This is a genomic window from Bradyrhizobium sp. YCK136 (genome assembly GCF_044570075.1).
Taxonomy (GTDB): Bacteria; Pseudomonadota; Alphaproteobacteria; order Rhizobiales; family Xanthobacteraceae; genus Bradyrhizobium; species Bradyrhizobium diazoefficiens.
In genome coordinates this window covers 5,901,713-5,926,827 of sequence record NZ_CP172424.1, presented here as the reverse complement: position 1 = coordinate 5,926,827, position 25,115 = coordinate 5,901,713, and the positions used below count along the sequence as shown (strand labels likewise).

Genomic DNA, 25,115 nt, shown 5'->3' with positions numbered 1-25,115 from the left:
ATGTCGAAGATGGACAGTCCCCAGCAATCCCGACGCAGTTTCCTGGCCGCTGGCGCCGGCGTTGCGGCGTCGGTGCTCGCGAAGCCGGCCTTGGCCGGCGGCGGCAATCCGGCGAACCAGCCTCCCAACGTCCCGGAATGGACCAAGTCGCTCGGCGAGGGCGTCGCCGTGCGCCCCTACGGCAGGCCTTCGAAGTTCGAGAAGGATGTCATCCGGCGCGACGTCGAATGGCTGACCGCCTCGCGCGAGTCCTCGGTGAGCTTCACCCCGCTGCACGAGCTCGAAGGCATCATCACGCCGAACGGCCTCTGCTTCGAGCGGCATCATGGCGGCATCGCCGAGATTGATCCGGCCGATCATCGCCTGATGATCCATGGGCTCGTCGAGCGTCCGCTGATCCTCACGCTTGAGGAGTTGAAGCGCTATCCGCGCGTCAACCGCATTCACTTCATGGAATGCGCAGCAAATTCCGGCATGGAGTGGCGCGGCGCGCAGCTCAATGGCTGTCAGTTCACCCACGGCATGATCCATTGCGTGCAGTACACCGGCGTGTCGCTGCGTACGCTGCTCGAAGAAGCAGGGGTCAAGACCAACGGCAAGTGGCTGCTGGTCGAGGGCGCCGATGCGGCCGCGATGGATCGTAGCCTGCCGATCGAGAAGGCGCTCGACGACTGCATCATCGCATACAAGATGAACGGCGAGGCGCTCTATCCCGAGCAGGGCTATCCGATGCGGCTCGTGGTACCGGGCTGGCAGGGCAATCTCTGGGTCAAGTGGCTGCGCCGCATCAAGGTCGGCGATCAGCCCTGGCACACCCGCGAGGAGACATCGAAATATACCGACTTGATGCCCAACGGAAAGGCACGTCGGTTCACCTGGTCGATGGACGCCAAGTCGGTGATCACGAGCCCTAGTCCGCAGGCGCCGATCAGGCACGGCAAGGGCTTCACCATCGTCTCCGGGCTGGCCTGGAGCGGAAACGGCAAGGTCAGGCGCGTCGACGTGTCGCTCGATGGCGGCCGCAACTGGTGGCCGGCACGGCTCGACGGCCCCGTGCTCGACAAGGCACTGACGCGCTTCTACTACGAGTTCGACTGGAACGGCGAGCCGCTGCTGCTGCAATCGCGCGTGCAGGACGAGACCGGCTACGTGCAACCGAGCAAGGCCGAGTTGCGCAAGATCCGTGGCGTCAACTCCATCTATCACAACAATGGCATCCAGACCTGGCATGTGCAGGCCAATGGTGAGGTCGAGAATGTCGAAGTCGCTTAAGTTTGCTGCCGCGGCACTGCTCATTTGCGCAATGTGCGCACCCGCGCTCGCGCAGCAGAAGACCGATGCCAAAGCCGGTCCGCGCTATCACATCGGCCGCGCGCCGACCGCGGCGGAAATCCGCGGCTGGGATATCGACGTGCGGCCCGACGGTCAGGGCCTGCCGGAGGGCAAGGGCACGGTCGCCCAGGGCGAGAAGCTCTTCATGGACAACTGCTCGACCTGCCACGGCGAGTTCGGCGAGGGTAACGGCCGCTGGCCAGTGCTGGCGGGCGGCAAGGGTTCGCTGACATCAGACAATCCGGTCAAGACGGTGGGCTCGTACTGGCCCTACGCTTCGACCGTGTTCGACTACGTCCGTCACGCCATGCCTTACGGCAATGCGGAGTCGCTCTCGGTCAACGAGTATTATGCGCTGGTCGCCTACGTCCTGTACCTGAACGACGTTGTCACCGACCAGAATTTCGAGCTGACCAACAAGAACCTTGCCACGATCAAGATGCCGAACGAGCAGGGCTTTGTGATGGACGATCGGGCGACGAGCGAGAGATCGTTCTGGCAGAAGGACCCCTGCATGAGGGATTGCATCGAGCCGGTGAAGATCACCGCGCGCGCTGCCGTCATCGACGTGACCCCTGAGGATACCAAGGACGGAAAGTCGCGGGGCGTGGAATGATCCGCGGCCGGGCGAGCCGCCGTGGGTTGCTTCGCAGTTTGTTCGCTGCCGCCTTCATCATGACAAGTCCGGCCGCTCCGTCCCGGGCGACCGAACCGCACCGGCTCGCGCTGCAGATCAGCGACGACGACCCGGCCAAGATGCGCGCCGTCCTCGATGTTGCGGCGAACGTCTCGCGGCATTATTCCGGGCAGGGCGACGACGTCGAGATCGTGGTGGTTGCCTTCAATGGCGGCCTCGACATGCTGCTCGACGACCGCTCGCCGGTGAAGGAGCGCCTGTTGAATTTCCTGAAATCGATGCCCAATGTGAGCTTCATCGCCTGCGGCAATACCCTGGAGACGCTTGCGGTGAAGGAAGGCAGGCGACCGCCGCTGATCGAGGGCATCAGCGTCACCCGGGTTGGTGTTGCCGCACTGATGGATCTTGCGGAAAAGAACTGGACGATTGTCCGACCGTAAGGAGAGAGCCGCCGATGCGATGGTTGATGGGATTGGCTGTCTTGCTCCTTCTCGCGCCGCCCGCCGGCGCGGCCGAGCAGGAGCTCGAACTGTCGGCCGGCGGCCGCTCGACCCTCGCGACACTGCGCACACCTGCCTTGATAGGACCGGATACGCCGTTGGTCGTGATGACCCACGGCACGCTCGCCCACAAGGACATGGAAGTCATTCAGGGCGTCGCGAAGGCGCTTGAGCAGCGCGGCATTGCTTCGCTCGCCCATACCCTGTCGCTGGGGCTCGACCGCCGCAAGGGCATGTATGACTGCGCGGTGCGGCACGACTATGTCGTTGACGATGCGGTTGCTGAGATCGGTGCCTGGGTGACCAAGGCGAGGGGCATGTCGCGGTTCGTCTTCACCCTCGGTCACTCGCGCGGCGGCAACCAGGTCGCGCGCTATCTGGCGGCGGGCGAACCCCCGCCGGTCGCGGGTGCCGTGCTGCTGGCGCCGGTGACGGCGAAAGCCGAGGCCGACTTGCGCGCCTCCTATGCCCAGACCTACGGCAAGCCGCTCGAACCGTTCATGAAGCAGGCGACGAGGACCGTCGCGGCGGGCCGCGGTGGCGAGTGGATGGACGTGCCAGGCTTCATCTATTGCCGCAACGCGGTGGTGACGGCGCGCGCCTTTGCCTCCTTCTATGCCGCCGACACCGGCCAGGACGCCGCGGCGCTCGTGGCGCGGCTCAAGCTCCCTGTGCTGGTGCTCGCCGCGACCAAGGATACGGTCGTGCCCGACGTGGTAGCGTCCTTTGCACCGCTTGCCGATTCGAGCGGCGGCAGGGTGCAGCTCGATAGAATCGAGGACGCCGATCACTTCTTCCGCGACCTGTTCGCGGAAGATGCTGCCGATCGTATCGCCGAATTCATCAAGCAGACACGTTAGGAGGGACCATGCAGCGTCGATCCATGCTTGGCGCGAGCCTTGCCGGACTATTTGGTGCTCTTGCCGTGCGCGAAGCGGCAGCGGCGACGGAAACACCGGCGCGACAGCGCGTCGTCTATCACCTCGCCGATGCCGACCGCGTCGTCTTCGTTCTGGGCAACCTCCAGAACCATGTCGATGGCGTTGGTGGCCCCGGCAAGGCCGATATCAGGCTGGTCGTGCATGGGCCCGCGCTTCGCGCCTTCCACGCGCTCGCCGCCGAAGATCACACCGTTGCGATGATGAAGAAGCTCGCCGACGCTGGCGTCGGATTTGATGCCTGCGCCAACACCATGAAGGCGCAGGGGGTCAAGCTCGACGACCTCACGCCCGGCTTCGTGGTAGCCGAGAAGGGCGGCGTGGTGCGGCTCGCCGAGCTGCAACAGCAGGGATATGCCTATCTGCGGCCCTGAGCAGGCGTGGCGCCGATGCGGCCGGGCCTTGATTTGGCTCATACGGCGCGACCGCAGCGAGCGATAGACTTGGCAGACCTCAAAGGAACACTGAGGCGGCCGTGCTGACGACACTCATCGATCTCCTGGGGGAAGACCGCCTGTCATGGCTCGGCGGCCTTCTGGTCGGCGGCGTCTTTGGATTCTTCGCCCAGCGCAGCCGCTTCTGCCTGCGCGCCGCCGCCGTCGAGTTCTCCCGCGGCGAGGGCGGCCCGCGCCTTGCGGTCTGGCTCCTGACCTTTGCCGCGGCGCTGGTGGGCACGCAGGCCTTTGTCGCGCTCGGTCTGCTCGACGTCTCCGAGGCGCGCCAGCTCGCGCAGCAGGGCAGCATCTCCGGTGCGCTCGTGGGCGGCATGATGTTCGGCTGCGGCATGATTCTGGCCCGCGGCTGTGCCAGCCGGCTGCTCGTGCTCTCGGCCAATGGCAATCTCAGGGCGCTGCTGTCGGGCCTGGTGTTTGCGGTGACGGCGCAGGCTTCTTATCGCGGCCTGCTGTCGCCTGCGCGCGAGTGGGTGAGCAATCTGTGGCTTGTCGACGGCGGGCCGTCGCGCGACATCATGGCGGCGTTCGGCGGCGGTACGCCCGAGAAGCTCGCTTTCGGTGGACTATGGCTGATCGCGGGGCTCACCTTCGCCTTTCGCAGCCATTTGCCGCGCCGGCTGATCTTCGCCGCGCTGGCGACGGGCGTAGCCGTCGTCGCCGGCTGGCTCTTCACCTACCAGCTGTCGCAGGCCTCCTTCGCACCGGTGACGCTGAAAAGCCTCACCTTCAGCGGACCGTCGGCCGAATTGCTGATGCTGGTCTTGAACAGCTCGCAGATCCGGCTCGGCTTCGACCTCGGCATCATTCCCGGCGTGTTTCTCGGCTCGTTCGTCGCTGCGGCAAGCGCGCATGAGCTGAAGCTCGAGGGGTTTTTCGACGGGCTCGGCATGCGGCGCTATCTGCTCGGCGCGGTGCTGATGGGTTTCGGCGCGATGCTCGCCGGCGGCTGCGCGGTCGGCGCGGGCGTGACCGGCGCCTCGATATTCGCGCTCACCGCCTGGCTCGTGCTCGGCGGCATGTGGCTCGGGGCTGGGCTCACCGACCTCTTCGTCGACCGTGCCGGTACGCCACAACCGCAGCAGGCCGCTGGCTCGCCCGCAGCGGGCGCGTGATCAGATATTTTATGGTTTGCTAAATTACATTTTTTGAATATGATTTTCGCAAATGCGGGCCGATTGCGCCGCAACAATGCGGGCGCGCCGCCCTCGGGGAAACGCACATGACCACCATCACGGAAAGCTACGTTCGCGAAGCGCCGCGCACTGCGCGCATCGACTGGTCGCCCTATCTCGTCGGCGCCGGGATCGGGCTGTTGAGCTGGATCGCCTTCGCAGTGTTCGGCGATCCGCTCGGCGTCACCACCGCCTATTCGCGCGTCGCCTCGCTGTTCGCCGTCCCGGTGATCGGGCCGGAGGCTGTGGCGCAGAATTCCTACTGGAAGAGCATGCCGCTGAAGTGGGACTACGGCGTCTGGTTCCTCGTCGGCATCCCGCTCGGCGCATTCCTCTCCGCAGTGATGTCGGGCACGTGGCGGCTCGAGCTCGTGCCGGAAGTCTGGAAGGAGCGGTTCGGACCATCGATCGCCAAGCGCTTTGTCGGCGCGTTCCTCGGCGGCATCGTGATCATGTACGGCGCACGGCTTGCCGGCGGCTGTACAAGCGGACACGGCATTTCCGGCGGTTTGCAGCTCGCGGTGTCGAGCTGGCTGTTCCTGGCGGTGATGTTCGCCACAGGACTCGGTATCTCCGCGCTCATGTTCCGCAAACGGTGAAGGGAATCGAGATGACCGCGATGATGACAATCCTTGGCCCCGTGCTAATGGGCGCTGCCTTCGGCTTCCTGCTGCAGCGTGGCAAGGTGACGAACTGTAATGTGATCGAGAACCAGTTTCGCCTGCGCGATTTTACTGTGCTGAAGGTGATGGGCACGGCGATCGTCGTCGGCGGCATCGGCGTGCTGCTGCTCGTCGATACCGGCAACACGAAGTACTATGTGAAGGATGCCAACATGCTGGCGATCGCGCTCGGCGCCGCATTGTTCGGTATCGGCATGGTGGTCTATGGCTATTGCCCGGGAACGGCGCTCGGCGCCATCGCCACCGGCAGCATCCATGCCTTGGTCGGCGCGCTCGGCATGGTTGCCGGTGCTATCCTTTACGCGCTGAGTTTCGATTGGCTGAAAGCGCACGTGCTCAACGTCTGGGCGCTCGGCAAAGTCCGCCTTCCGGACGTGACGAACATCCCGGACATCATTTGGTTCGCCGCTCTTGCAGTCGGCGCCGGACTGTTCTTCTGGTGGATCGAATCTGTGGAAGCTGAGCAGAAGCGGATGTAGCAGATCACAGGTCACCGTTTTGGTGTCTTGCAGAAGAGCCTGTGCAGCGTTGAAAACAGCTCTTCGATCCTCCGGTCTGCGACACGGTACCACATCGTCTGACCATCGCGCCGACAGGCGACGATGCGCTGTGTCTTCAGCTTTGCAAGGTGCTGCGATAGGGCCGAAGCGGAAAGGCCGACATCCTCGGCAAGCGCGCTCGCGCTGATTTCGCCATATTCGACGAGCTTGCAGACGATGAGCAGACGATGCTCATTGGCAAGCATGCGCATCAGGGCGGCCACCCCCTTTGCCTGCCTTTCGAGTTCGTTCGTATTCATTCGGCGCATGACGGTGTTTCGTTAGCACTTGCGTGCCAGCCGTTAAATATGAGAGCGAAATCCGGGTTTGGCCGGTTAATGAATGGCCCGCGATTGAATCGGCGCAGCATAAGCATGCGAATTATACTCACATCGCTGAATGAGTATAACCGAAGCCCATCGTTCTCAAGGATCTCTGACATACGCCATACGAGTGACGTGTGCACTCCCGCTCCCGGTCCAATCACATGAAGGACTGATCTGAGTTAAAATACCTCAATAAAATGAATACGTTAGACCGAAAATTTGCCGCAGCGCGCATGATGGACTGGAGCGATGGTGTTTTTCAACTGGTTAGAGGGCGGCATGTGCACGACGTGTGCACCTGGAGATCAAGAAAAACCTGACGACAGCCAATGCGGGCAGGTCTTCTACACAAGAGCTTGGCTCACATCGGCTCGATGCCGATCTTCTTGATGACCCCGATCCATTTCGTCGTTTCCGAGGTCATGAAATTCTTCAGGCCCTGGGGATCCATCACCAGCGGCTCGGCGCCCTGTTCGACGAAGAGAGCGCGCACCTTCGGATCGTTTACGGCTTCGACCATCGCTTTGTAGAGCTTGTCGACGACGGCCCTATCGGTGTTCGCCGGCGCAAGAAGCGCAAGCCAGGCGGCGCTCTCGTAATTCTTCAGGCCGGCTTCGGCCGCAGTCGGGACATCAGGCACCGCCGTCATGCGCTTGTCACTGGCCACCGCGAGCGGGCGCGCATCGCCGCTTTTGATCAGGCCGAGGACGTTCGGCAGGAGCTGGAATCCGAGCGGGACCTGCCCTGCGATGAAGTCCGGCGTGTAAGCTGCGATGTTGCGGTAGGGAACGTGCGTGAGCTCGGTGCCTGTGAGCTGCTCGAAATAGGCGGCCGCCAGATGCTGCGAGGAGCCGACCCCGACCGTCCCGTAGTTCAGTTCGCGAGGATGTCCTTTCGCGTAGTCGATCAGCTCGCGCAGCGATTTCGGCGGCAGCTTCGAATTGATCACGATGACATTCGGCAGCGTCGCGAACAGGCCGATCGGGGCGAGGTCCTTCAGCGGATCGTAGGGGAGGTCCTTGTAGAGCGCCTTGTTCGCAGCCAGCGGGCCGGAGGTGCTCATCAGCAAGGTGTAGCCATCAGGTGCAGCATGCGCCGCGGCAGCGGTGCCGATATTGCCGCCAGCGCCGGGACGATTGTCGACCACGAAGGCCTGTCCAAGTGACGTGGACATGCGGTTGAGCAGGATACGGGTGATCACGTCGCTGGCGCTGCCGCCGGCGAAGGGCACGAGCACCTGGATCGGTCGGGCGGGATAGTCTTGGGCGTTCGCAGCCTGCATCCCCGCGGCTGCGAGCAGGGCACCACCGCCGAGTGCGAGCAGCGACCTCCGGTGAGGATGAAATCCCTCGCTCTGCCGCTGAGAAATGTCCGTGATCTTGCTGCGACCGAACTTTGTCATCTCGGACTGAATCTCCCGACTGTGTCTTGTTCTGCGAGGCCAGGGAGCGTCCGTGACAAGAGCCGTCGGGGATGAGCGCCAGGTCGCGATTATTGCGCCTGGACCGTAGTTAGCGGCTTGATGCGACTGCCATGCCGGCTGGTCTCAAAACTTACCAACCCGTCTCATTTTGCGGCGGGCGCGACATCTTGTCCGAGCCGAAATCCTGCATCTAAGAGATCGTTTTCCGCCGCGGCTTTCTGCGCCTTTTTCGGGAGGACGAGCTTGTGCCACCGGAGGTAGGCTCCACGAACTCCTTTGCCACGGCGGCGGCCTGCGCGAGGTCGCGGCTGATGACGTCGAGCACGGCCTTCGCCGCGACCGACACCGTTCGCCGCGGGTGATGCACCCAGGCAATCGAGCGCACGATCCGTTGCTCGTTGAAGCGATGCGCCCGGATGGCTCCGCTCGCGAGCGATTGCCGGAGTGCGATGGTCGGCAGCACGGTTGCGAAATCCGTGGTGGCGATCACATCGCAGAGCGCAGGCAGGGTGTCGAGTTCGAGACGCGGCCTCAGGTCGATGCCGACGGCGGCGGCGTGCTCGTCCAGGATTAGCCGCAGGTCGTGCCGTTTCGAGGGCAGCACGAGGTCGACATTGGCGATGTGGTCGAAACGCAGTTTTGCCGGCGGCTTGATCGGGCCGTCCTTACGGCAGGCGAACACCATCTCCTCGTCCATGACGTGATGCGCGGCCAGCGGAGTCCTGCGGCGCGGCACGTTGATCAACGCGAAATCGAGCTGGCCGGTGTTGACCCAGTCGACCAGCGTCTCGGTGTAGCCCTCGCAGACCGACAGCGTGATCTCGGGATAGCGGCTGGCGACGGTCGCCGACGACCTCGCCATCGTGCTTTGCGCCACCGACGTGATGAGGCCGACCGAGACGCGGCCCGAGATGCGCCCGCCGAGCTGTGCCATCTCCTGCCGGGCATATTCGGCATCGCGCACGATCGGCGCCGTCAGCCGCACCAGCGCTTCGCCGGCGCTGGTCAGCGTCATGCCCTGGACGCTGCGGTCGAACAGTTTTTGCCCGAGCTCGGCCTCGAGCTTGGCGATCTGCATGCTCAGCGCCGGCTGCACGATATTGAGCTGGCGCGCGGCCCGGGTGACGTTCTTTTCCTCGGCCAGGCACAGGAAATATTGCATCTGCCTGAGTTCCACGGGGCTATCCTTCGGTCGCTGATCCTGCTCGCGAGCCATCATCTCAGGTGATCGAATATATAATCAATCATTATTTGTGATGATGGTTGTGATTGCCTAGTACCCGGAATCAGAGCTGAGTGATACGGCGGCCTTTGAAACGGCGTTGACGGACCTTTTTCTTGGTCCAGACGAAGGGCTCGGCTCTGTCGTTGTATGCGTTGACGTAGGCATCGATGTGTTCCTGAAGCTGCTTGAGGCTCGTGAAGGAGGTGCCGCTGAGCGACTGCCCCTGCAAGATGGAAAACCATACTTCGACCTGATTGAGCCATGACGCACTTGTCGGCGTGAAATGAAATTGCACGTTGGGGTGGGCCTTGAGCCAGTCCTCGTTCTTTTTATGGGTGTTGAGGTTGTCGAGGATGACGTGAAGCTTGCGGTTCGGAAAAGCCGCGGTGACGCTGTTCATGAAATCGAGAAACTCGACGCGGCGCCGGCGTTTTGAATGGGTCGCGATGATCTTTCCGGTGGCGACTTCGAGCGCCGCAAACAATGTTGTGGTGCCATGCCGCTTGTAATCGTGGCTTTGGCCGGTCAAGGCGCGGCCATTGGGCAACTTCAGATAACCCTGCGCTCGCTCCAAAGCCTGGATCGAGGGCTTCTCGTCCACGCACAGCACAATGGCCTTCGCCGGCGGCGCGACATAGAGGCCGACAACATCGGCGGCTTTGGCCGTAAAGTTCGGGTCGTTGCTCTCGCACCAGGACTTGCGAGCCACCAGGTCAATCTTGTGGCTGCGCAGGAACCGCCAGACATATTGGACATCGACATCGCCCAGCGCCTCGGCCAGCAGGGGGCCGGTCCAGCGCGCAAACCCTTGCGGTGGCGGCTTATCCAGCAGCTTCAGAATCCGCTTGTCGGTCGTCTTCGTATAGATCGGCTGCTTGCCAGGCCGCGGCTTGTCTTGCAGCCCTTCAAGGCCATGGTCGGCATAGCGATGCCGCCAAAGGCTGACAATCCGCGGCTGGACCCCAACTTCCTTGGCGATCGACCGGGTGCTGCGCCCATCCGCCGCCAACAGAACTATCCGCGCCCGCTTCAAATCGCGCTGCAACGTCACCGGTGAGCGACAGCACGCCTCAAGCACCTTGCGATCTTTCCTCGAAAGGTGGACTTCTCTTGCTTCGGGTATCATCCCGACCTTGAATCACGACTCACGTTCCAAGAAAAGTGGGTACTAGTCTTGCTGATCGAGGGGCGCGTGCCCCAGGGAGCGAGACCAAAGATATGCAGGACGTCAGCCCCAAGCGGATGATCATCGGCATTTCCGGCGCTTCGGGCGTCACCTATGGTGTGCGCCTGCTCCAGCTCCTGCGCAATGCCGGCGTCGAGACGCATCTGGTGATGTCGAAGACCGCCGAGCAGACGTTTGCCTATGAGACCGACCTGAAGATCGCGGAGGTGAGGGCGCTCGCCAATGTCAACCATGCGATCGACGACATGGCCTCCGCCATCTCCAGCGGCTCGTTCCGCACCGCGGGCATGATCGTGGCGCCGTGCTCGATGCGCTCGATGTCCGAGATCGCGTCGGGTGTGACCACGACACTGCTGACACGGGCTGCCGACGTCGTGCTCAAGGAGCGCCGGCGCCTGGTGCTGATGGTGCGCGAGACGCCGCTGCACACCGGGCATCTCCGGACGATGACGGCACTCTCGGAGATGGGCGCGATCATCGCGCCGCCCGTGCCGGCCTTCTACGCCAAGCCCGAAAGCCTCGACGACATGGTCGAGCACACGGTCGGCCGCGTGCTCGACCTCTACGACATCGATATTGGCGTCGTGCGCCGCTGGGGCGAGGACGAGGCGCTCAAGCGCCGCTCGCCGTCGCTGCGCAAGATCGCGCCCTGACCTGAGACCTCAAGGAAAGACCCGTATGCGAATGGAAGATGTTGCGAGGAAGGGTTCGCCCGCCGATCTGCGCGCCTGGCTCGCTTATCTCGCCGAGCGCGGCAAGCTCGCGATCGCGCACGAGGGCGTTGCGCTAGCGGACGAGCTCGCCGCCATCGCCAAGCGGCTGGAGCGCGACAGCGCCGTGCTGTTTCCGCGCCCCGACGGGCACGCGATCCCGGTCGTCGCCAACCTCTTTGCCGGCCGCGACTGGGTCGCAGAGTCCATCGGCGTCACCGAGGACCAGCTGCTGCCGCGGCTCCTCGCTGCCGCGAGCCATCCGCTGCCGACACATGAAGTGGCGAGCGGGCCCGTGCAGGAGGTCGTGCATGAGGATATCGATCTGCTGCGCCAGCTTCCGGTCCCCAAGCACAATGAGCGCGACAGCGGCCCCTACATCACCGCGGGCCTCTTGATCGCCCGCAATCCCAAGACCGGCGTGCAGAACGTCTCGATCCACCGCTGCCAGATATCTGGCAAGAACCGCATCGGCGTGCTGCTGCTGCCGCGGCATACATTCTCCTATTACCGCCTCGCGGAAGAGTTGGGCCAGGCGCTGGAGATCGCGATCGTCATCGGCGCGCATCCAGCCTTGCTGCTTGCATCCCAAGCCATCGCTGCGCTCGACGAGGACGAAATGGCGATTGCCGGTGCTCTGCTGGGCGAGCCGGTGGACGTCGTCAAATGCCGCACCAATTCGGTCCGCGTGCCCGCGCATGCGGAGATCGTGATCGAGGGACGGATTTTGCAGGGCGTGCGCGAGCCGGAAGGCCCGTTCGGCGAATTCCCCCAATATTACGGTCCGCGCGCCAATCGCGAGGTGATCGAGGTCGATGCGATCACGCATCGCAAGGCGCCGATCTTCCACACCATCGTCGGCGGCGGTTTCGAGCATCTCATCCTTGGCGGCGTGCCGCGCGAGGCTACGCTGCTGCAGCATCTGCGCCGCAGCTTTCCTGGCGTGATCGACGTCCGCCTGACTCGCGGCGGCACCTGCCGCTATCATCTCGCGATCAAGATCGACAAGGCCAATGACGGCGAGCCCAAGAACGTCATGATGTGTGCCTTCGGCGCGCATTACGACATCAAGCAGGTCATCGTGGTGGACAAGGACGTCGACATCTCCTCGTCCGAGGAGATCGAATGGGCGGTGGCGACGCGCTTCCAGGCCGATCGCGATCTCATGGTCGTTTCGGGCGCGCTCGGCTCGAAGCTCGATCCGACCACCGATAATGGCATCAGCGCGAAGATGGGCCTGGACGCGACCGCGCCGGTCAGCGCCCCCGAGCTCGCCTTCAAGCGCATTCGCGTCAAGGGCGAGGAGGAGGTTGATCTCGCCACGGCCTTGCAGGCCGATCCCAGCGCCGCGGTCGCGCGGTTGCTTGCGGGGGCGCGCGCATGAGCCGATTACCGCGAGAAGGCAACTTGCGTCCGTTTGCGCGGTTGGAATATGTAGCTGACGCCGCTTATAGTGCCGCGCCAGCTAGCCAATCGTTTTGCAGCGCAACGCTGGGAGGAAGGAACTGATGTCGACGGCCCTGCGCATCGCTCACGGCGCTTTCGGCAGGGTCGCTCTGCTCGACATGGATCGTTCGCTGGTCCGTCACGCCCATCATCATTGCCACGTCCTGCTCAAGGTCGAGGGCGCCGACACCCAGTTTCTGGTTGGCGATCAGGTCACGCCGCTCACGGACATGGCCGCCGTGCTGGTCGACGGCTGGAAGCCGCACGCCTATGTGCACGACGCCAGCCGTCCGCGCACGCTCATCATGGCGCTCTATATCGAGCCCGAATGGCTGAAGGAGTTCCGACCCGGATGGGCCGCGAGCGGCGCGCCGGGCTTTTTCGAACGCCCCTCGGGCGAGGTGTCGCCGCGCATCCGCCAGCTCACGCTGCATCTCGCAGCCGAAATGATGGCGAATCCGGACGCGGTGCGGACCCACGAGCAGACACTGTCGGATCTCATGATCGCGGTGATCGAACGCTTCACGCCCTGGCGCAGCTTCCCGACCTCGATCCGCGGCATGAGGGCGGTGAGCTGCGACTGGCGCATCCGCCGCGCGATGGACGCGATGCGTGTGCAGGATTCCTATGGCAGCGTCGATCAGTTCGTGAAGGGCGCAGGGCTCTCGCGCGCGCAGTTCTTCCGCCTGTTCGAGACCTCGCTCGGCGTCTCGCCAAAAATCTATTTCAACGTCGTCCGCATGGAGCGCGCTCGATGCCGTCATGCGCGAGGACACGCCGCTCGGCGAGCTCAGCGAGCGCTTCGGCTTTCCGGAGCCGGCGCATTTCACGCGCTTCTTCCGCGACCATGCCGGCGTCAGCCCGCGCGAGTTTCGCAACGTCTCGCGTCTTGCGGGCTGAGTCTAGCGGCCGATATTGCGCTGCACGCGCTCGAATGAGACGATCTGGTAAGTCGTGAGAGCGGGCGGTATGGCCCGCGCAGCCCCTGTCCTGACAAGTGTCACCGTCGCGTCAGAGAACGCGTCGGGAGGTATGCCGGGACATGTTGCAGGCGGTCAAATCCGCAAATTCGGGAAGTAGCGATGAGCCGTGGGTCGGGCGCTCGATCGAGCGCGTCGAGGACGCCGCGCTGCTCTCTGGCCGCGGTCGCTTCATCGACGATCTCGGTGTCCAGCCCGGCACGCTGCACGCGACCATCCTGCGCTCGCCGCACGCGCATGCCGACATTCTTTCCATCGATGCTGAAGCTGCAAAACGCCTGCCGGGCGTTGCCGCGGTTCTGACCGGCAGCGACGTCAAGGCCGTCACGACAAGCCTGGTCGTCGGCGTGAAGGCGCCGGTCGAATGCTGGCCGATCGCGACGGACCGTGTGCGCTATGTCGGAGAGCCGGTTGCTGTGGTCGTGGCCACCGACCGCGCCCGAGCCGAGGATGCGGCCGAGCTGATCAACGTCGAATATCGCCCGCGCGGCGCCGTCGTCGATCCGCTTGGTGCAATCGCACCGGGGGCGCCGGTGCTGCATGACGGCTTTCCCGGCAATCTCGCCAGCGACCGCTCATTTCGCTACGGCGATCCTGAAGAAGCCTTCGCGGATGCGCCGCATCGCTTCTCCATCGACATCCGATATCCCCGCAACTCCTGCACGCCGATCGAGACCTATGGCGTCGTCGCCTCGCACGATGCGGGCGAGGACGCGTTCGAGGTGCTCGCCAATTTCCAGGGCCCGTTCAGCATCCACACGGTGATCGCGCGTGCGCTGAAAGTGCCGGGCAATCGCTTACGGCTGCGCACGCCGCCGGATTCCGGTGGCAGCTTTGGCGTCAAGCAGGGCGTGTTTCCCTATATCGTGCTGATCGCCGCGGCGGCGCGCGTCACGGGGCAGCCGGTCAAATGGATCGAAGACCGGCTCGAGCATCTTACCGCTTCGGTGTCGGCGACCAATCGCGCGACGACGCTGTCGGCGGCGGTTGGCGTCGATGGAAAGATCCTCGCGCTCGACTGGGACCAGGTCGAGGATTGCGGCGCTCATCTGCGCGCGCCCGAGCCGGCGACGCTTTATCGCATGCACGGCAATCTGACCGGCGCCTACGACATAAGCCACGTCAAGGTCCGCAACCGCGTCGTCGTCACCAACAAGACGCCGACCGGCCTCAACCGCGGTTTTGGTGGTCCGCAGGTTTATTTCGCGCTCGAACGGCTGGTGCAGCGCATCGCGATCGGCCTCGGGCTCGATCCGCTCGACGTCATCAAGCGCAATCTGATCGAGGCGAACGCGTTTCCCTATCGAACAGCGATGGGCGCGCTCCTGGATTCCGGCAACTACCAGGAAGCGATCGCGCGCGCGGTCGAGCAGGGCCGGCTTGCCGAACTGAAAGCACGGCGCGACGAGGCGCGGGCAGAGGGGCGTCTCTACGGCATTGGCTTCACCGCGGTAGTCGAGCCCAGCGTTTCCAACATGGGCTACATCACCACCGTGCTGACGGCGGCCGAGCGCCGCAAGGCCGGACCGAAGAACGGCGCGCGGGCGACCGCGACCGTCGGGCTCGATCCGGTCGGCAGCGTCACGGTGCATGTGGCGTCCGTGCCGCAGGGGCAAGGCCATCGTACTGTGCTGTCGCAGGTCGTTGCCGACGTGTTTGGCCTCCAGCCCAGGGATATCCGCGTCAACACCGAGATCGACACCGCCAAGGACGCCTGGTCGATCGCATCGGGAAACTATGCGAGCCGCTTTGCGGCGGCGGTGGCCGGCACCGCGAAGATTGCGGCCGAGCGCGTCGCCGGCAAGCTCGCGCGCATCGCCGCCAGCCAGTTGAACGTCGAGGCGTCGGACATCGTGTTCGCGCGGGGATTCGTCGCATCAAAACACAATCCCGAGAACCGGATCGCGTTCTCGCGCGTCGCCGCGCTCAGCCACTGGTCGCCGGGTTCGCTACCCGACGACGCAGGCCAGACCATCCGCGAGACTGTGTTCTGGACGCCGCCGGAGCTGACACCGCCGGACGATGAGGACCGCATCAATTCCTCGCTTTGCCACGGTTTCATCTTCGACTTCTGCGGCGTCGAGATCGACCGCACGACGCTGGAGACGCGCATCGACCGCTACGTCACCATGCACGATTGCGGCACCATTTTGCATCCCGGCATGGTCAACGGCCAGATCCGCGGCGGCTTTACTCAGGCGCTCGGTGCCGCACTCTTTGAGGAATATGCCTACGCCGAGGACGGCAGCTTCCTGACGGGAACGTTCGCCGACTATCTGCTGCCGACCACGACCGAGGTGCCGGAGCCCGAAATCATCCACATGGAGACGCCGTCGCCGTTCACCCCGCTCGGCGCCAAGGGCGTCGGCGAAGGCAATTGCATGTCGACGCCGGTGTGCCTTGCCAATGCGGTCGCGGATGCGCTGGGCGTTGCCGACATCACCTTGCCGCTGGTGCCGGCGCGCCTTGCGGAGATGGTGCGCGGCGCCGAGCCGCCGCCGCCAGCAGGCGGTGCGACCGCAGCGCCCGTGCGCGAAGGCGACCGGCGGCTGCGCGGCGAGGGGCAGGCCTCGGTCAAGAGCGCGCCGGAGCAGGTCTGGGCCATGCTGCTCGATCCCGCGACGCTGCAATCGGTCATTCCCGGTTGCCAGAGCGTCGACAAGGTCACCGAGACGCATTTTCGCGCCGACGTGACGCTCGGCATCGGCCCCGTCACCGGCCGCTATCGTGCCGATGTGGAATTGTTCGATCTCGATCCGCCGCATGCAGTGACCTTGCGCGGCGGTGCCAGCGGCGCGCTGGGTTTTGGCAGCGCCGATGGACGCATCACGCTCGCGCCCGACGGCAACGGCGGAACGAAGCTCACCTACAGCTATGACGCTGCCATCGGCGGCAAGGTCGCCAGCATCGGCGGGCGGCTGCTCGATGGCGCGACGCGCGTCATCATCGGCCAGTTCTTCACCGCGCTGGCCCGCAAGGCCGGCGGTGGTGGCGCGGAGGGCGGAGGTTTCTCGCTGTTCGCGTTGCTGGCCAGCCTGTTCGGGGGGCGCCGATGAAGCCGCCCGCATTCGACTATCTCCGCGCCGAGAGCATCAGTGATGTCCTTGATGGACTGGCACAGCAGGGCGGCGATGCCCGCGTGCTCGCGGGCGGGCAGTCACTGATGGCGATGCCCAACATGCGCCTTGCCAAGCCAAAACTGTTGATCGACATCATGCGCCTCAGGGAGCTGCGCCAGATCGAGCGGAAGGGCGACGCCGTCGTCATCGGCGCCGGTGTACGCCAGGCCGATCTCCTGGCCTGGCCAGATCTTGCCGAGACCCTGCCGCTGGTGGCGCTGGCGCTGCCCTGGGTCGGGCACATGCAGACCCGCAGCCGTGGCACCATCTGCGGTTCGCTCGCGCATGCCGATCCCAGCGCCGAGATGCCGCTGACGCTGGTCGCGCTTGGCGGTGAGGTGTTCTTGCGCAACGCTAAACGACGCCGCCGCGTGGCGGCAAAGGACTTCTTCTCCGGCATGATGCTGACCGCGCGCGCTGATGATGAGTTGATCGAAAGCATATCGCTGCCTGTCATCAAGGGATCGCGCGTCGCTTTCCGCGAGGTCGCGCGCCGGCACGGTGATTTCGCGATCGTCGCCTGCGCAGCCATGAAGACGCCAACGGGTGTGCGCCTCGCTGTCGGGGGCGTCGCGGATGTGCCGACCGCGCGCGATTGGCCGCGGCTCGATGGGACCGCGCTCGACGACGCCCTCAACGCCTTCGCTTACGAGCTTGGCGCCCACGACGACGTCCACGCGACCGCGCGCTACCGCCGCGACCTCGTGCGCATGATAGGCCGCGACCTGATCGGCGAGGTGCTGCAATGACCCGTCTCAAGGCGGACCGCCGCCATGCCGTCCGTTTCGCGCTCAACGGCAATCCCGTCGAGGGCGAGGCCGAGCCGCGGATGCTGCTCTCGGATTTTCTGCGCCACCAGCTGGGGGCGACCGGCACCCATGTCGGCTGCGAGCACGGTGTCTGCGGCGCCTGCACAATCGTCGTCGACGGCATGCTGACGCGGTCGTGCCTGACGCTCGCGGCGCAAGTCGATGGCTGCGAACTGAAGACGGTCGAAGGGCTCGCGCCGTCGGCCGATCGGCTTGGCGTGCTGCAGCAGGCCTTCCGCCGCAACCACGCGCTCCAGTGCGGCTTCTGCACCGCCGGCATCTTGATGTCGCTGGACCATTATCTCGCGAATAACCCGGCGCCGACCGAGGCGGAGATCCGGGATCTTCTCAGCGGGCATATCTGCCGCTGCACCGGCTACACCCCAATCATCCAGGCGGCGCTCGAAGCCGCCGCCGAACTCGCTTCATCCAAAAATGAGACGTCCGATGCTTGATCTCGCCAGCAGCTTCATGGCCAGCGCCGCGCGCGATCCCAATGCGATTGCCTTGGTCGACGGCGACCTTCGTCTGACCTATCGGCAATGGTACGACAAGATTTCCGCGCTGGTGGCGTCGTTCGACCGCCTCGGCCTCAAGCCCGGCGATCACGTCGTCACGCTGCTGCAGAACCGCTGGGAGGCGGCGACGCTGCACTGGGCCTGCCAGATCGCGGGCCTCGTGATCACGCCGATCAACTGGCGCGCCAAGGCCGACGAGCTCGATTATTGCATCGAGAACGCCGAGGCCTGCGCGGTCTTCCATCAGGACATCTCTGCCGAGGCCGTGCAGGGTTTGGCGCTGGCAGGCAGGCTGCTGCGCGTGTCCGTCGATCCCGGGACCGGTGAGGCCACCAGCTTTTCTGACCTGATCAAGGACCGCGCGCCCGACGCGGAGCCGCGTGTCGGTGCCGATGCCTGGTCGATCATGCTCTACACCTCGGGCACGACGTCTCGGCCAAAGGGCGTGCCGCGCCGGCACCGCGCCGAGCGGGCCGCAGCGATCGCCCATGTCGCGCAGAATCTCTACGGCCGCGGGGAGCGCACGCTCGGCGTCATGCCGCTCTACCACACCATGGGCGTCCGCTCGCTGCTGGCGATGTCGCTGATCGGCGGCACGTTCATCTGCCTGCCGCGCTATGACAGCCGCCAGGCGCTGGCGCTGATCGAGAAGGAGGAGATCACCAACCTCTATCTGGTGCCGACGCTCTATCACGACCTCGTCCATCACGAGACGTTTGCCGGGACCAACGTCTCCAGCGTGCGCAAGCTCGGTTTCGCCGGCGCCTCGATGACCGATGGCCTGCTGAAGAAGCTGAACGAGGCGTTCAAGCCAGACCTGTTCGTCAATCACTACGGCAGCTCCGAGATCTACACGTTTACGATCGACCAGAACGCGGCCGCAAAGCCCGGCTCGGCTGGCAAGGCGGGATTGAACCAGCACGTCAAGGTCGTGCGCATCGGCGCGAAGTCGGTCGCGGATATCGCCGCGGTCGGCGAGGAGGGCGAGATCATCTCCACGCTCAAAGGCGACGAGGCCTTCGAAGGCTATTGGCGCCGTCCCGAAGCCGACGCCAAGTCGCTGCGCGAGGGCTGGTACTTTACGGGCGACACCGGCTACGTCGATCCCGACGGCGACCTGTTCGTCACCGGCCGCGTCGACGACATGATCATCACCGGCGGCGAGAACGTCTCGCCGGTCGAGATCGAGAGCTGCCTGTCGCTGCATCCTGATGTCGACGAGGTCGCCGTGGTCGGTGTCGCCGACGAAAAATGGGGCAAAATCGTCGCCGCCTTCGTCAAGCGCAATCGCGCGGTGTCGGAAGGAGAGCTGGAGCAGTTCTGCCGCACCTCGGGCCTTGCCAATTTCAAGCGGCCGCGCCGCTACGTCTTCGTCGACGCGATCCCGAAATCACCCGTCGGCAAGCTGCTGCGGCGGCTGCTCGTCGCCGGAGAATACGAGGCCGAGCGCCTGCCGCCGTCGGACGCGGCCTGAAAAATCGGCCATCAACAGAAGGAAGCCAAAATGCCGTCACCCTATACATTTTCCGATCCCCGGCTCGCCAAGCTCGACGCGTTCAAGGTCGAAATCGACGAGGCGCATGAGCGCGCCGACATCATCTTAGGGAGGCCGCCCTACAATGTCGTGTCGATGCCGCAGCGCGACCAGCTGCGCCTGACCTTCGAGACGCTGGATGAGGATCCGCGCGTGCGCGTCATCGTGGTGCGCGGCGAGGGCGAGCATTTTTCTAGCGGCGGCAATATTGGCGGCTTCATGGAGGCAAGCCCGGAGCATGTCTCCAGGCTCGCCTGGAACATCGCCGCGCCCGCGCGCTGCGCCAAGCCCGTGATCGTCGCCAACCGCGGCTATTGCTTCGGCGTCGGCTTCGAGTTGTCGCTGGCCTGCGACTTCCGCATCGCATCCGAGACCACGCAATATGCGCTCCCGGAGCAGAAGCTCGGCCAGATCCCGGGCTCGGGCGGCTCGGCCCGCCTGCAGAAGATGGTCGGCGTCACCCGCACCAAGGACATCGTGATGCGCTCCAAACGCATCTCGGCCAAGCAGGCCTATGAATGGGGCATCGCCACCGAATGCGTGCCGGATGCCGAGCTGGAGAAGGCGACCGACAAGCTCGTCGACGAGCTTCGTACCTTCTTGCCGCTGGCGCAGCGCACCGCCAAGAAGCTCCTCAACGACACCGAGGACTCGACGCTCGCCATCGCCATCGAGCTCGAAGGCCATTGCTACAGCCGCCTGCGCCAGTCGGAAGACTTCAAGGAGGGCGTCGAGGCCTTCAACGCCAAGCGTCCGCCGAGATTCGTCGGCCGCTGAGACGCGACGCAAGCGCAATGCCGCGGTTCGCAATGGCGCGGACCGCGGCCTTCAAACGGGGGAGGTAAAACAGCATGGCTGAGATGGATATGCCGGTCGCCGGTGCACAGGCATCGGCTGACAACAAGCAGATGGTCAATGCGATCATCGCATCGGTGCTCGGATGGGCGCTCGATCTGTTCGATTTGTTCATTCTGCTCTACGTGGCGCCGGTCGTCGGCGCGCTGTTCTTTCCGTCGAGCAATGCCGCGCTTTCGCTGGCCGCGGTCTATGGCTCGTTCGCGGTCACGCTTTTGATGCGGCCGCTCGGCTCGGCGGTGTTCGGCCATTATGCCGACGTGCACGGCCGCAAGCAGGCGATGCTCATCGCCATTGTGGGCGTCGGCCTCAGCACGGCGGCGTTCGGCCTGCTGCCGACCATCGCGCAAGTCGGCGTGATCGCGCCGATCATGTTCCTGATCCTGAGGCTGATCCAGGGCATCTTCGTCGGCGGCGTCGTGGCGTCCACCCATACCATCGGCACCGAGTCCGTGCCGCCGCAATGGCGCGGCGCGATGTCGGGCCTGGTCGGCGGCGGCGGCGCGGGCATCGGTGCGCTGCTCGCATCCTTCATCTTCCTGATCACGTCCTCGGTCTTCCCCGGCGATGCCTTCGCGGTCTGGGGCTGGCGTTTCATGTTCTTCTCGGGCCTGCTGAGCTCGCTGCTGGGCTGGTTCATCTTCCGGAACCTCGAGGAATCCCCGTACTTCAAGGAGCTGAAGCGCCAGCAGGGCAACAAGCAGGCGAAGGTCTCGAAGGCGCCGGTGAAGGACGTGTTCTCCGGCCAGTATCGCGGCGTGCTGCTGGTCAATTTGCTCATCACCTTCGGCGGTGGAGCCGGCTATTACCTGACCTCGGGCTACCTGCCGAGGTTCCTGAAGGTCATCAACGCGGTCCCGAACCAGACTTCGTCGCTGATCCTGATGGGCGCGAGCGTGTCGGCGTTCTTCTCTGCGGTGCTGGTCGGCGCGCTGAGCGACCGCATCGGCCGCAAGAAGACGTTCCTTCTGATCGGCGCACTGGCGGCAGTGCTGCTGCCACTGTGCTATCTCAATCTCGCTGCGACAAAGGAGACGACGCAGATCACGGTCTACGCGCTGGCAATCGCCTTCATCGGCAATGCCGGCTATGCGCCGGTGCTGATCTTCCTGAACGAGCGCTTTCCGACTGCGCTGCGCGCGAGCGGCACGGGCTTGTCCTGGAACATTGGCTTTGCGCTGGGCGGCATGATGCCGACCTTCGTCTCGCTGGTGAGCGGCAGCCCCGCGGAGATTCCGATGTCGTTGGCCTATTTCGCGGTCGGCGTGTTCGTGATTTATCTGATCGGCGCGATCGTGATCCCGGAGACCAAGGGCAATTTCCGCTAGGCCAAATCGGCGCGGCTGCACCCGGCCGCGCCGATCCATCGAATTGCGCAACGAGACGGGTATGGATGGACTGCATTAGACGACCTGATCGTCGGCGGCGGGGCGGCGGGCTGCGTGCTCGCTAACCGGCTTTCCGCCGATGGGCACCGCCGCGTTCTCCTGATCGAAGCCGGAATGGACATGCCGCCGGGAGCAAGCCGGTCGCCCGTGTCTATGAGCAGGGCCGGTGATGGGCGGCGGCTCCAGTATCAATGTGCAGTCGGCCAATCGTGGCTTGCCGCGCGACTATGACGAATGGCGCGATCTCGGAGCGCGAGGCTGGGGCTGGGCGGACGTGCTGCCGTACTTTCTCAAGCTCGAGACCGATCTGGATTTCGACGGCCCGTTGCACGGCCGAAGCGGCCCGATCCCGGTCCGCCGCATCGCGCACGAGGCGATGCCGCCGTTTGGCCGCGCCGTCGGCGAGGCGTTGTCGGCGACGGGCCGCCGTTCCGAGAGGACCAGAACGGCTAATTCGAAGACGGTATCTTCCCACCGGTCGAATGCCGGACGAAGGAACGCCGAGCGTCCGCTCGGACCAATATCGCGGCGCCAAGCTCTATTGTTTATTTGATATATCATGTATCAATGCTGGCGCGGTGGTGTGAAATCGTGTAAGGGCATCATGAAACCAGTTTTTGGGGGGGTGGCGGACGATCTAACCGGCGGTATGGAGACCGCCGCCATGCTCATCGCTGCCGGTATCGACTGCGCGTTTGTCACCGACCCCGAACTTGTTGCGACGATCGGCGACATCCCCGCCATCGTGGTTGCGCAAAAAACGCGCGTCATCCCGGCTGACGAAGCTGTTGCCAGGAGCGGGAAGGCGGCGCGGGCTTTGCTCGCGCGTGGCGCGCGTCAGATCTTCTTCAAGTATTGTGCGACATTCGATTCCACCGACCGCGGCAATATCGGTCCCGTGGCGGACATGCTGATGCAGCTCACGGGCGCGGACCACACTGCGTTTTGCCCCGCCTCTCCCTCGCTTCGTCGCACCGTCTACAACGGCCATCTCTTTCTCGGGACCGAGCTGATCTCGGACTCGCCGAAGCGCAACGATCCGCTGACGCCGATGACGGATCCCGATCTCGTTCGCGTGTTGCAGAGGCAGACGCCAACCAGGGTTGGCCTTCTTGCCCATCCTTTGGTCAGTGCCGGCCCTGCACATTTGGAGCAGGCTATCGCGTCCGCGACCGGGCAGGGTGTTCGCTACTTCATTACGGATGCGATCTATGATCGCGATCTCGATGTGCTCGCCGAGCTGACTTCCGACTGGAAGTTGATGACGGGCAACGCAACTATCGTTCAGCACTACCCTGCGATCTGGAAGGCGCAGGGGCTCGTCGCCCCAACGAGCAACCGGGCGCGCTTGCCCGCAGTGGATGGCAGCGGGGTGGTTCTTGCCGGCAGTTGCGCGGAACGCACGCTCGAGCAACTCGCCGAATTCGAACGACACCGCCCAGTGCTTCGGATGAATCTCCTGGCGGCCGACGATGTCGGGTCAGCAGTCGGGGTGGCGCTCGACTGGGCGCGACCGCGGCTGAAGGACGGGCCTATCGCCATCTCAACCTCGGAGTCTCCCGAAGTCGTCAAAATGGTCCAGGAGCGATATGGGCGCGAAGGTGCTGCGCAACTTGCCGAGACCATCCTCGGCCGTCTCGCTGTTTCTCTTCGTGGTGCCGGAGTCCGCCGCTTCGTCGTCGCCGGCGGCGAGACCTCGGGTTCGATCGTTGATCACCTTGGCATTCGAAGCCTGCGGGTTGGCCCCTATGGCGGCCCGGGCATCGGCACGGCCACGACCGACGACGCGGATCCGATCGCCCTTTGCCTCAAGTCCGGCAAGCTCGGGCCGGTCGACCTGTTCATGACGACGCTGAAATCGATGCTGAATCCGGAGGATGCCAATTGAACGAGCTCGAAACCAGGCAATCGCTGCTAAACATCGTCGAGACGCTTGAAAAGAAGGGGTTCAATCACGGCAGCAGCGGCAATGTAAGCTGCCGCCTCGGGGAGGACATTCTCATCACGCCGAGTGGTGGCAACAGCGGCAACACGACGCCCGATCGCCTGGTGCGGCTGAAGCACGACGGAACCGTGCTCGGCGGCGGCCTGCCGTCCAGCGAATGGCATATGCACCTCGCCATCCTCAAGGCCTATCCGCACGTGAATGCGGTCGTACATACACATGCCGACTGCTGTGTCGCGCTGGCATGTCTTGCGAAGCCAATTCCGGCGTTCCACTACATGGTCGCCGGTTTTGGCGGGAACGACGTGCCGTGCGTTCCCTACGCGACATTTGGAACACGAGCGCTCGCCGAAGGCGCGGTCGCCGCGCTTCGGAAGCGCAAGGCCTGCCTGCTGGCCAACCACGGGATGATCGCCGCGGGCGCAAGCCTGCAGGCGGCTTTCGATCTCACCGTAAAGCTTGAGACTCTTGCCAGGCAGTATCTGCTCGCCTGTCAGGCCGGCGCGCCGACGATCCTTCCCGATGATGAAATGGCGCGGGTGCTCGAACGCTATGCGAGCTACGGCCGAGTTGCTTTACCAGCCTGATCGAAGGAGGGCCCATGGAGATCACCGGCAAGACCAAGATCATGTTCGTGCTGGCGCACCCGGTCGACCATGTTCGCGCAAGCGCTGTCTTGAACACCTATTTTCAGTCCATCGACGACGACGTGGCGGTATCGCCGCTTCATGTGCTGCCGGCCGATCTGGGGGCAGTTCTCGCGAGCGTCAGGCTGATGCGCAATGTCGTCGGCTTTGGTGTCACGATCCCGCACAAGACAGGCGTGATCGAACATCTGGATGAGACGACGCCGACGGCGGCGCTCATCGGCGCCGTCAATTTCGTCAAGCGAACGGCTGACGGACGCCTCATCGGCGACAATCTGGACGCGCGGGGTTTTGTCGCCAGCCTTGCGCAGCATCAGATTGCGGTTCGTGGCCGGAAAGTGCTCCAGGTCGGAGCAGGCGGTGCGGGGCGCGCAACCGCATTCGGCCTGGCCGAGGCCGGCGCACGCGAACTGACCATCATGAATCGGGATGGAGCGAAGGCGCATGCGCTCGCCGAGGCGGTGTCACGGCGCTATCCGGAGACGAAGGTCAATGCCGGGCGCGCGGAGGCACGCGCGTTCGACCTCATCGTCAATACGACGTCGCTCGGCATGAAGACGGATGACCCTCTGCCGCTCGATATCGAGGGAGTGGGTCCCGCGACCGCCGTCAGCGACATCATCGTCACCCCCGAGGTGACCCGGCTTCTGGAACAGGCCGCAGCTCAGGGCGCGAGAACCATCGGCGGCAAGCCGATGCTCGACGCGCAAATGGCCCTTGTCGCGCGCTCTATTGCGCGATAGCCTGA

At 64.5% G+C, this 25,115-nt stretch carries 25 protein-coding genes and 1 pseudogene; 22 read left to right on the top strand and 4 right to left on the bottom strand.

Annotation, left to right across the window (positions count from 1 at the left end; genetic code table 11):
• From soxC to ACFLEY_RS28760, 8 genes are all read left to right on the top strand, one after another.
• Positions 1-1,272: a sulfite dehydrogenase gene (soxC, locus tag ACFLEY_RS28795; protein ID WP_060911427.1), complete on the top strand. Its 1,272-nt coding sequence runs from the start codon at positions 1-3 to the stop codon at positions 1,270-1,272.
• Positions 1,256-1,948 (top strand): c-type cytochrome, encoded by a 693-nt coding sequence (locus tag ACFLEY_RS28790; protein WP_060911428.1) that lies wholly within the window; start codon positions 1,256-1,258, stop codon positions 1,946-1,948. The genes soxC and ACFLEY_RS28790 overlap by 17 nt, the downstream gene beginning before the upstream one ends.
• Positions 1,949-2,007: 59 nt before the next feature.
• On the top strand, positions 2,008-2,409 hold the full coding sequence (locus ACFLEY_RS28785; RefSeq protein ID WP_231166726.1) for a DsrE family protein: 402 nt from the start codon (positions 2,008-2,010) through the stop codon (positions 2,407-2,409).
• Positions 2,410-2,423: 14 nt separating this feature from the next.
• Positions 2,424-3,329 carry an alpha/beta hydrolase gene (locus tag ACFLEY_RS28780; RefSeq protein WP_060911429.1) on the top strand — a complete coding sequence of 302 codons (906 nt, stop codon included), beginning with the start codon at positions 2,424-2,426 and terminating at the stop codon, positions 3,327-3,329.
• Between the two features lie 8 nt (positions 3,330-3,337).
• Positions 3,338-3,781, top strand: a complete 444-nt coding sequence (locus ACFLEY_RS28775) for a DsrE family protein (protein ID WP_060911430.1) — start codon at positions 3,338-3,340, stop codon at positions 3,779-3,781.
• A 101-nt stretch (positions 3,782-3,882) separates the two neighbouring features.
• Positions 3,883-4,974, top strand: coding sequence for a YeeE/YedE family protein (locus ACFLEY_RS28770; protein WP_060911431.1), 1,092 nt, complete (start codon positions 3,883-3,885; stop codon positions 4,972-4,974).
• A gap of 107 nt (positions 4,975-5,081) precedes the next feature.
• On the top strand, positions 5,082-5,633 hold the full coding sequence (locus ACFLEY_RS28765) for a YeeE/YedE thiosulfate transporter family protein (RefSeq protein WP_011086306.1): 552 nt from the start codon (positions 5,082-5,084) through the stop codon (positions 5,631-5,633).
• 11 nt (positions 5,634-5,644) lie between these two features.
• A complete protein-coding gene (locus tag ACFLEY_RS28760) occupies positions 5,645-6,196 on the top strand; it encodes a YeeE/YedE thiosulfate transporter family protein (protein ID WP_011086307.1) in 552 nt (183 codons plus the stop codon).
• A gap of 11 nt (positions 6,197-6,207) precedes the next feature.
• On the opposite strand, the gene ACFLEY_RS28755 is transcribed toward ACFLEY_RS28760, so the two are convergent.
• From ACFLEY_RS28755 to ACFLEY_RS28740, 4 genes are all read right to left on the bottom strand, one after another.
• The gene (locus ACFLEY_RS28755; RefSeq protein ID WP_011086308.1) at positions 6,208-6,525 is read right to left on the bottom strand and encodes a helix-turn-helix transcriptional regulator; all 318 of its coding nucleotides are present in this window, start codon (positions 6,523-6,525) and stop codon (positions 6,208-6,210) included.
• Between the two features lie 418 nt (positions 6,526-6,943).
• Positions 6,944-7,984 carry a tripartite tricarboxylate transporter substrate binding protein gene (locus ACFLEY_RS28750; protein WP_028171920.1) on the bottom strand — a complete coding sequence of 347 codons (1,041 nt, stop codon included), beginning with the start codon at positions 7,982-7,984 and terminating at the stop codon, positions 6,944-6,946.
• A gap of 211 nt (positions 7,985-8,195) precedes the next feature.
• On the bottom strand, positions 8,196-9,167 hold the full coding sequence (locus ACFLEY_RS28745) for a LysR family transcriptional regulator (protein ID WP_396604985.1): 972 nt from the start codon (positions 9,165-9,167) through the stop codon (positions 8,196-8,198).
• Positions 9,168-9,291: 124 nt separating this feature from the next.
• Positions 9,292-10,356 carry an IS630-like element ISRj1 family transposase gene (locus ACFLEY_RS28740; protein WP_026192128.1) on the bottom strand — a complete coding sequence of 355 codons (1,065 nt, stop codon included), beginning with the start codon at positions 10,354-10,356 and terminating at the stop codon, positions 9,292-9,294.
• 92 nt (positions 10,357-10,448) lie between these two features.
• On the opposite strand from ACFLEY_RS28740, the gene ACFLEY_RS28735 reads away from it, so the two are divergent.
• The 14 genes and pseudogenes from ACFLEY_RS28735 to ACFLEY_RS28670 all read left to right on the top strand — a co-directional run bounded on the left by ACFLEY_RS28735 (position 10,449) and on the right by ACFLEY_RS28670 (position 25,110).
• Positions 10,449-11,069, top strand: a complete 621-nt coding sequence (locus tag ACFLEY_RS28735) for a UbiX family flavin prenyltransferase (protein WP_028171919.1) — start codon at positions 10,449-10,451, stop codon at positions 11,067-11,069.
• 25 nt (positions 11,070-11,094) lie between these two features.
• Positions 11,095-12,510, top strand: a complete 1,416-nt coding sequence (locus tag ACFLEY_RS28730) for a UbiD family decarboxylase (RefSeq protein WP_028171918.1) — start codon at positions 11,095-11,097, stop codon at positions 12,508-12,510.
• A 124-nt stretch (positions 12,511-12,634) separates the two neighbouring features.
• Positions 12,635-13,472, top strand: a pseudogene (locus ACFLEY_RS28725) (helix-turn-helix transcriptional regulator).
• A gap of 142 nt (positions 13,473-13,614) precedes the next feature.
• A complete protein-coding gene (locus ACFLEY_RS28720) occupies positions 13,615-16,608 on the top strand; it encodes a molybdopterin cofactor-binding domain-containing protein (RefSeq protein WP_060911433.1) in 2,994 nt (997 codons plus the stop codon).
• Positions 16,605-17,420 carry a xanthine dehydrogenase family protein subunit M gene (locus ACFLEY_RS28715; protein ID WP_060911434.1) on the top strand — a complete coding sequence of 272 codons (816 nt, stop codon included), beginning with the start codon at positions 16,605-16,607 and terminating at the stop codon, positions 17,418-17,420. The genes ACFLEY_RS28720 and ACFLEY_RS28715 overlap by 4 nt, the downstream gene beginning before the upstream one ends.
• Positions 17,417-17,935 (top strand): (2Fe-2S)-binding protein, encoded by a 519-nt coding sequence (locus tag ACFLEY_RS28710; RefSeq protein ID WP_011086317.1) that lies wholly within the window; start codon positions 17,417-17,419, stop codon positions 17,933-17,935. Before ACFLEY_RS28715 ends, ACFLEY_RS28710 begins: the two co-directional genes overlap by 4 nt.
• Entirely contained in the window at positions 17,928-19,472 is a 1,545-nt protein-coding gene (locus ACFLEY_RS28705; protein ID WP_060911435.1) for an AMP-binding protein, read from the top strand. Before ACFLEY_RS28710 ends, ACFLEY_RS28705 begins: the two co-directional genes overlap by 8 nt.
• Before the next feature lie 30 nt (positions 19,473-19,502).
• Positions 19,503-20,309, top strand: a complete 807-nt coding sequence (locus tag ACFLEY_RS28700) for an enoyl-CoA hydratase/isomerase family protein (protein WP_060911436.1) — start codon at positions 19,503-19,505, stop codon at positions 20,307-20,309.
• Positions 20,310-20,383: 74 nt separating this feature from the next.
• The gene (locus ACFLEY_RS28695) at positions 20,384-21,715 is read left to right on the top strand and encodes an MFS transporter (protein WP_396604268.1); all 1,332 of its coding nucleotides are present in this window, start codon (positions 20,384-20,386) and stop codon (positions 21,713-21,715) included.
• A gap of 114 nt (positions 21,716-21,829) precedes the next feature.
• Positions 21,830-22,006: a hypothetical protein gene (locus ACFLEY_RS28690; RefSeq protein WP_370163106.1), complete on the top strand. Its 177-nt coding sequence runs from the start codon at positions 21,830-21,832 to the stop codon at positions 22,004-22,006.
• Entirely contained in the window at positions 21,945-22,328 is a 384-nt protein-coding gene (locus ACFLEY_RS28685; protein WP_373565384.1) for a GMC family oxidoreductase N-terminal domain-containing protein, read from the top strand. The genes ACFLEY_RS28690 and ACFLEY_RS28685 overlap by 62 nt, the downstream gene beginning before the upstream one ends.
• A gap of 51 nt (positions 22,329-22,379) precedes the next feature.
• On the top strand, positions 22,380-23,663 hold the full coding sequence (gene otnK / locus ACFLEY_RS28680; protein WP_063824286.1) for a 3-oxo-tetronate kinase: 1,284 nt from the start codon (positions 22,380-22,382) through the stop codon (positions 23,661-23,663).
• Positions 23,660-24,307, top strand: a complete 648-nt coding sequence (locus ACFLEY_RS28675; RefSeq protein WP_011086324.1) for a class II aldolase/adducin family protein — start codon at positions 23,660-23,662, stop codon at positions 24,305-24,307. Before otnK ends, ACFLEY_RS28675 begins: the two co-directional genes overlap by 4 nt.
• Before the next feature lie 14 nt (positions 24,308-24,321).
• On the top strand, positions 24,322-25,110 hold the full coding sequence (locus ACFLEY_RS28670; protein WP_060911440.1) for a shikimate dehydrogenase: 789 nt from the start codon (positions 24,322-24,324) through the stop codon (positions 25,108-25,110).
• Positions 25,111-25,115 lie beyond the last annotated feature (5 nt).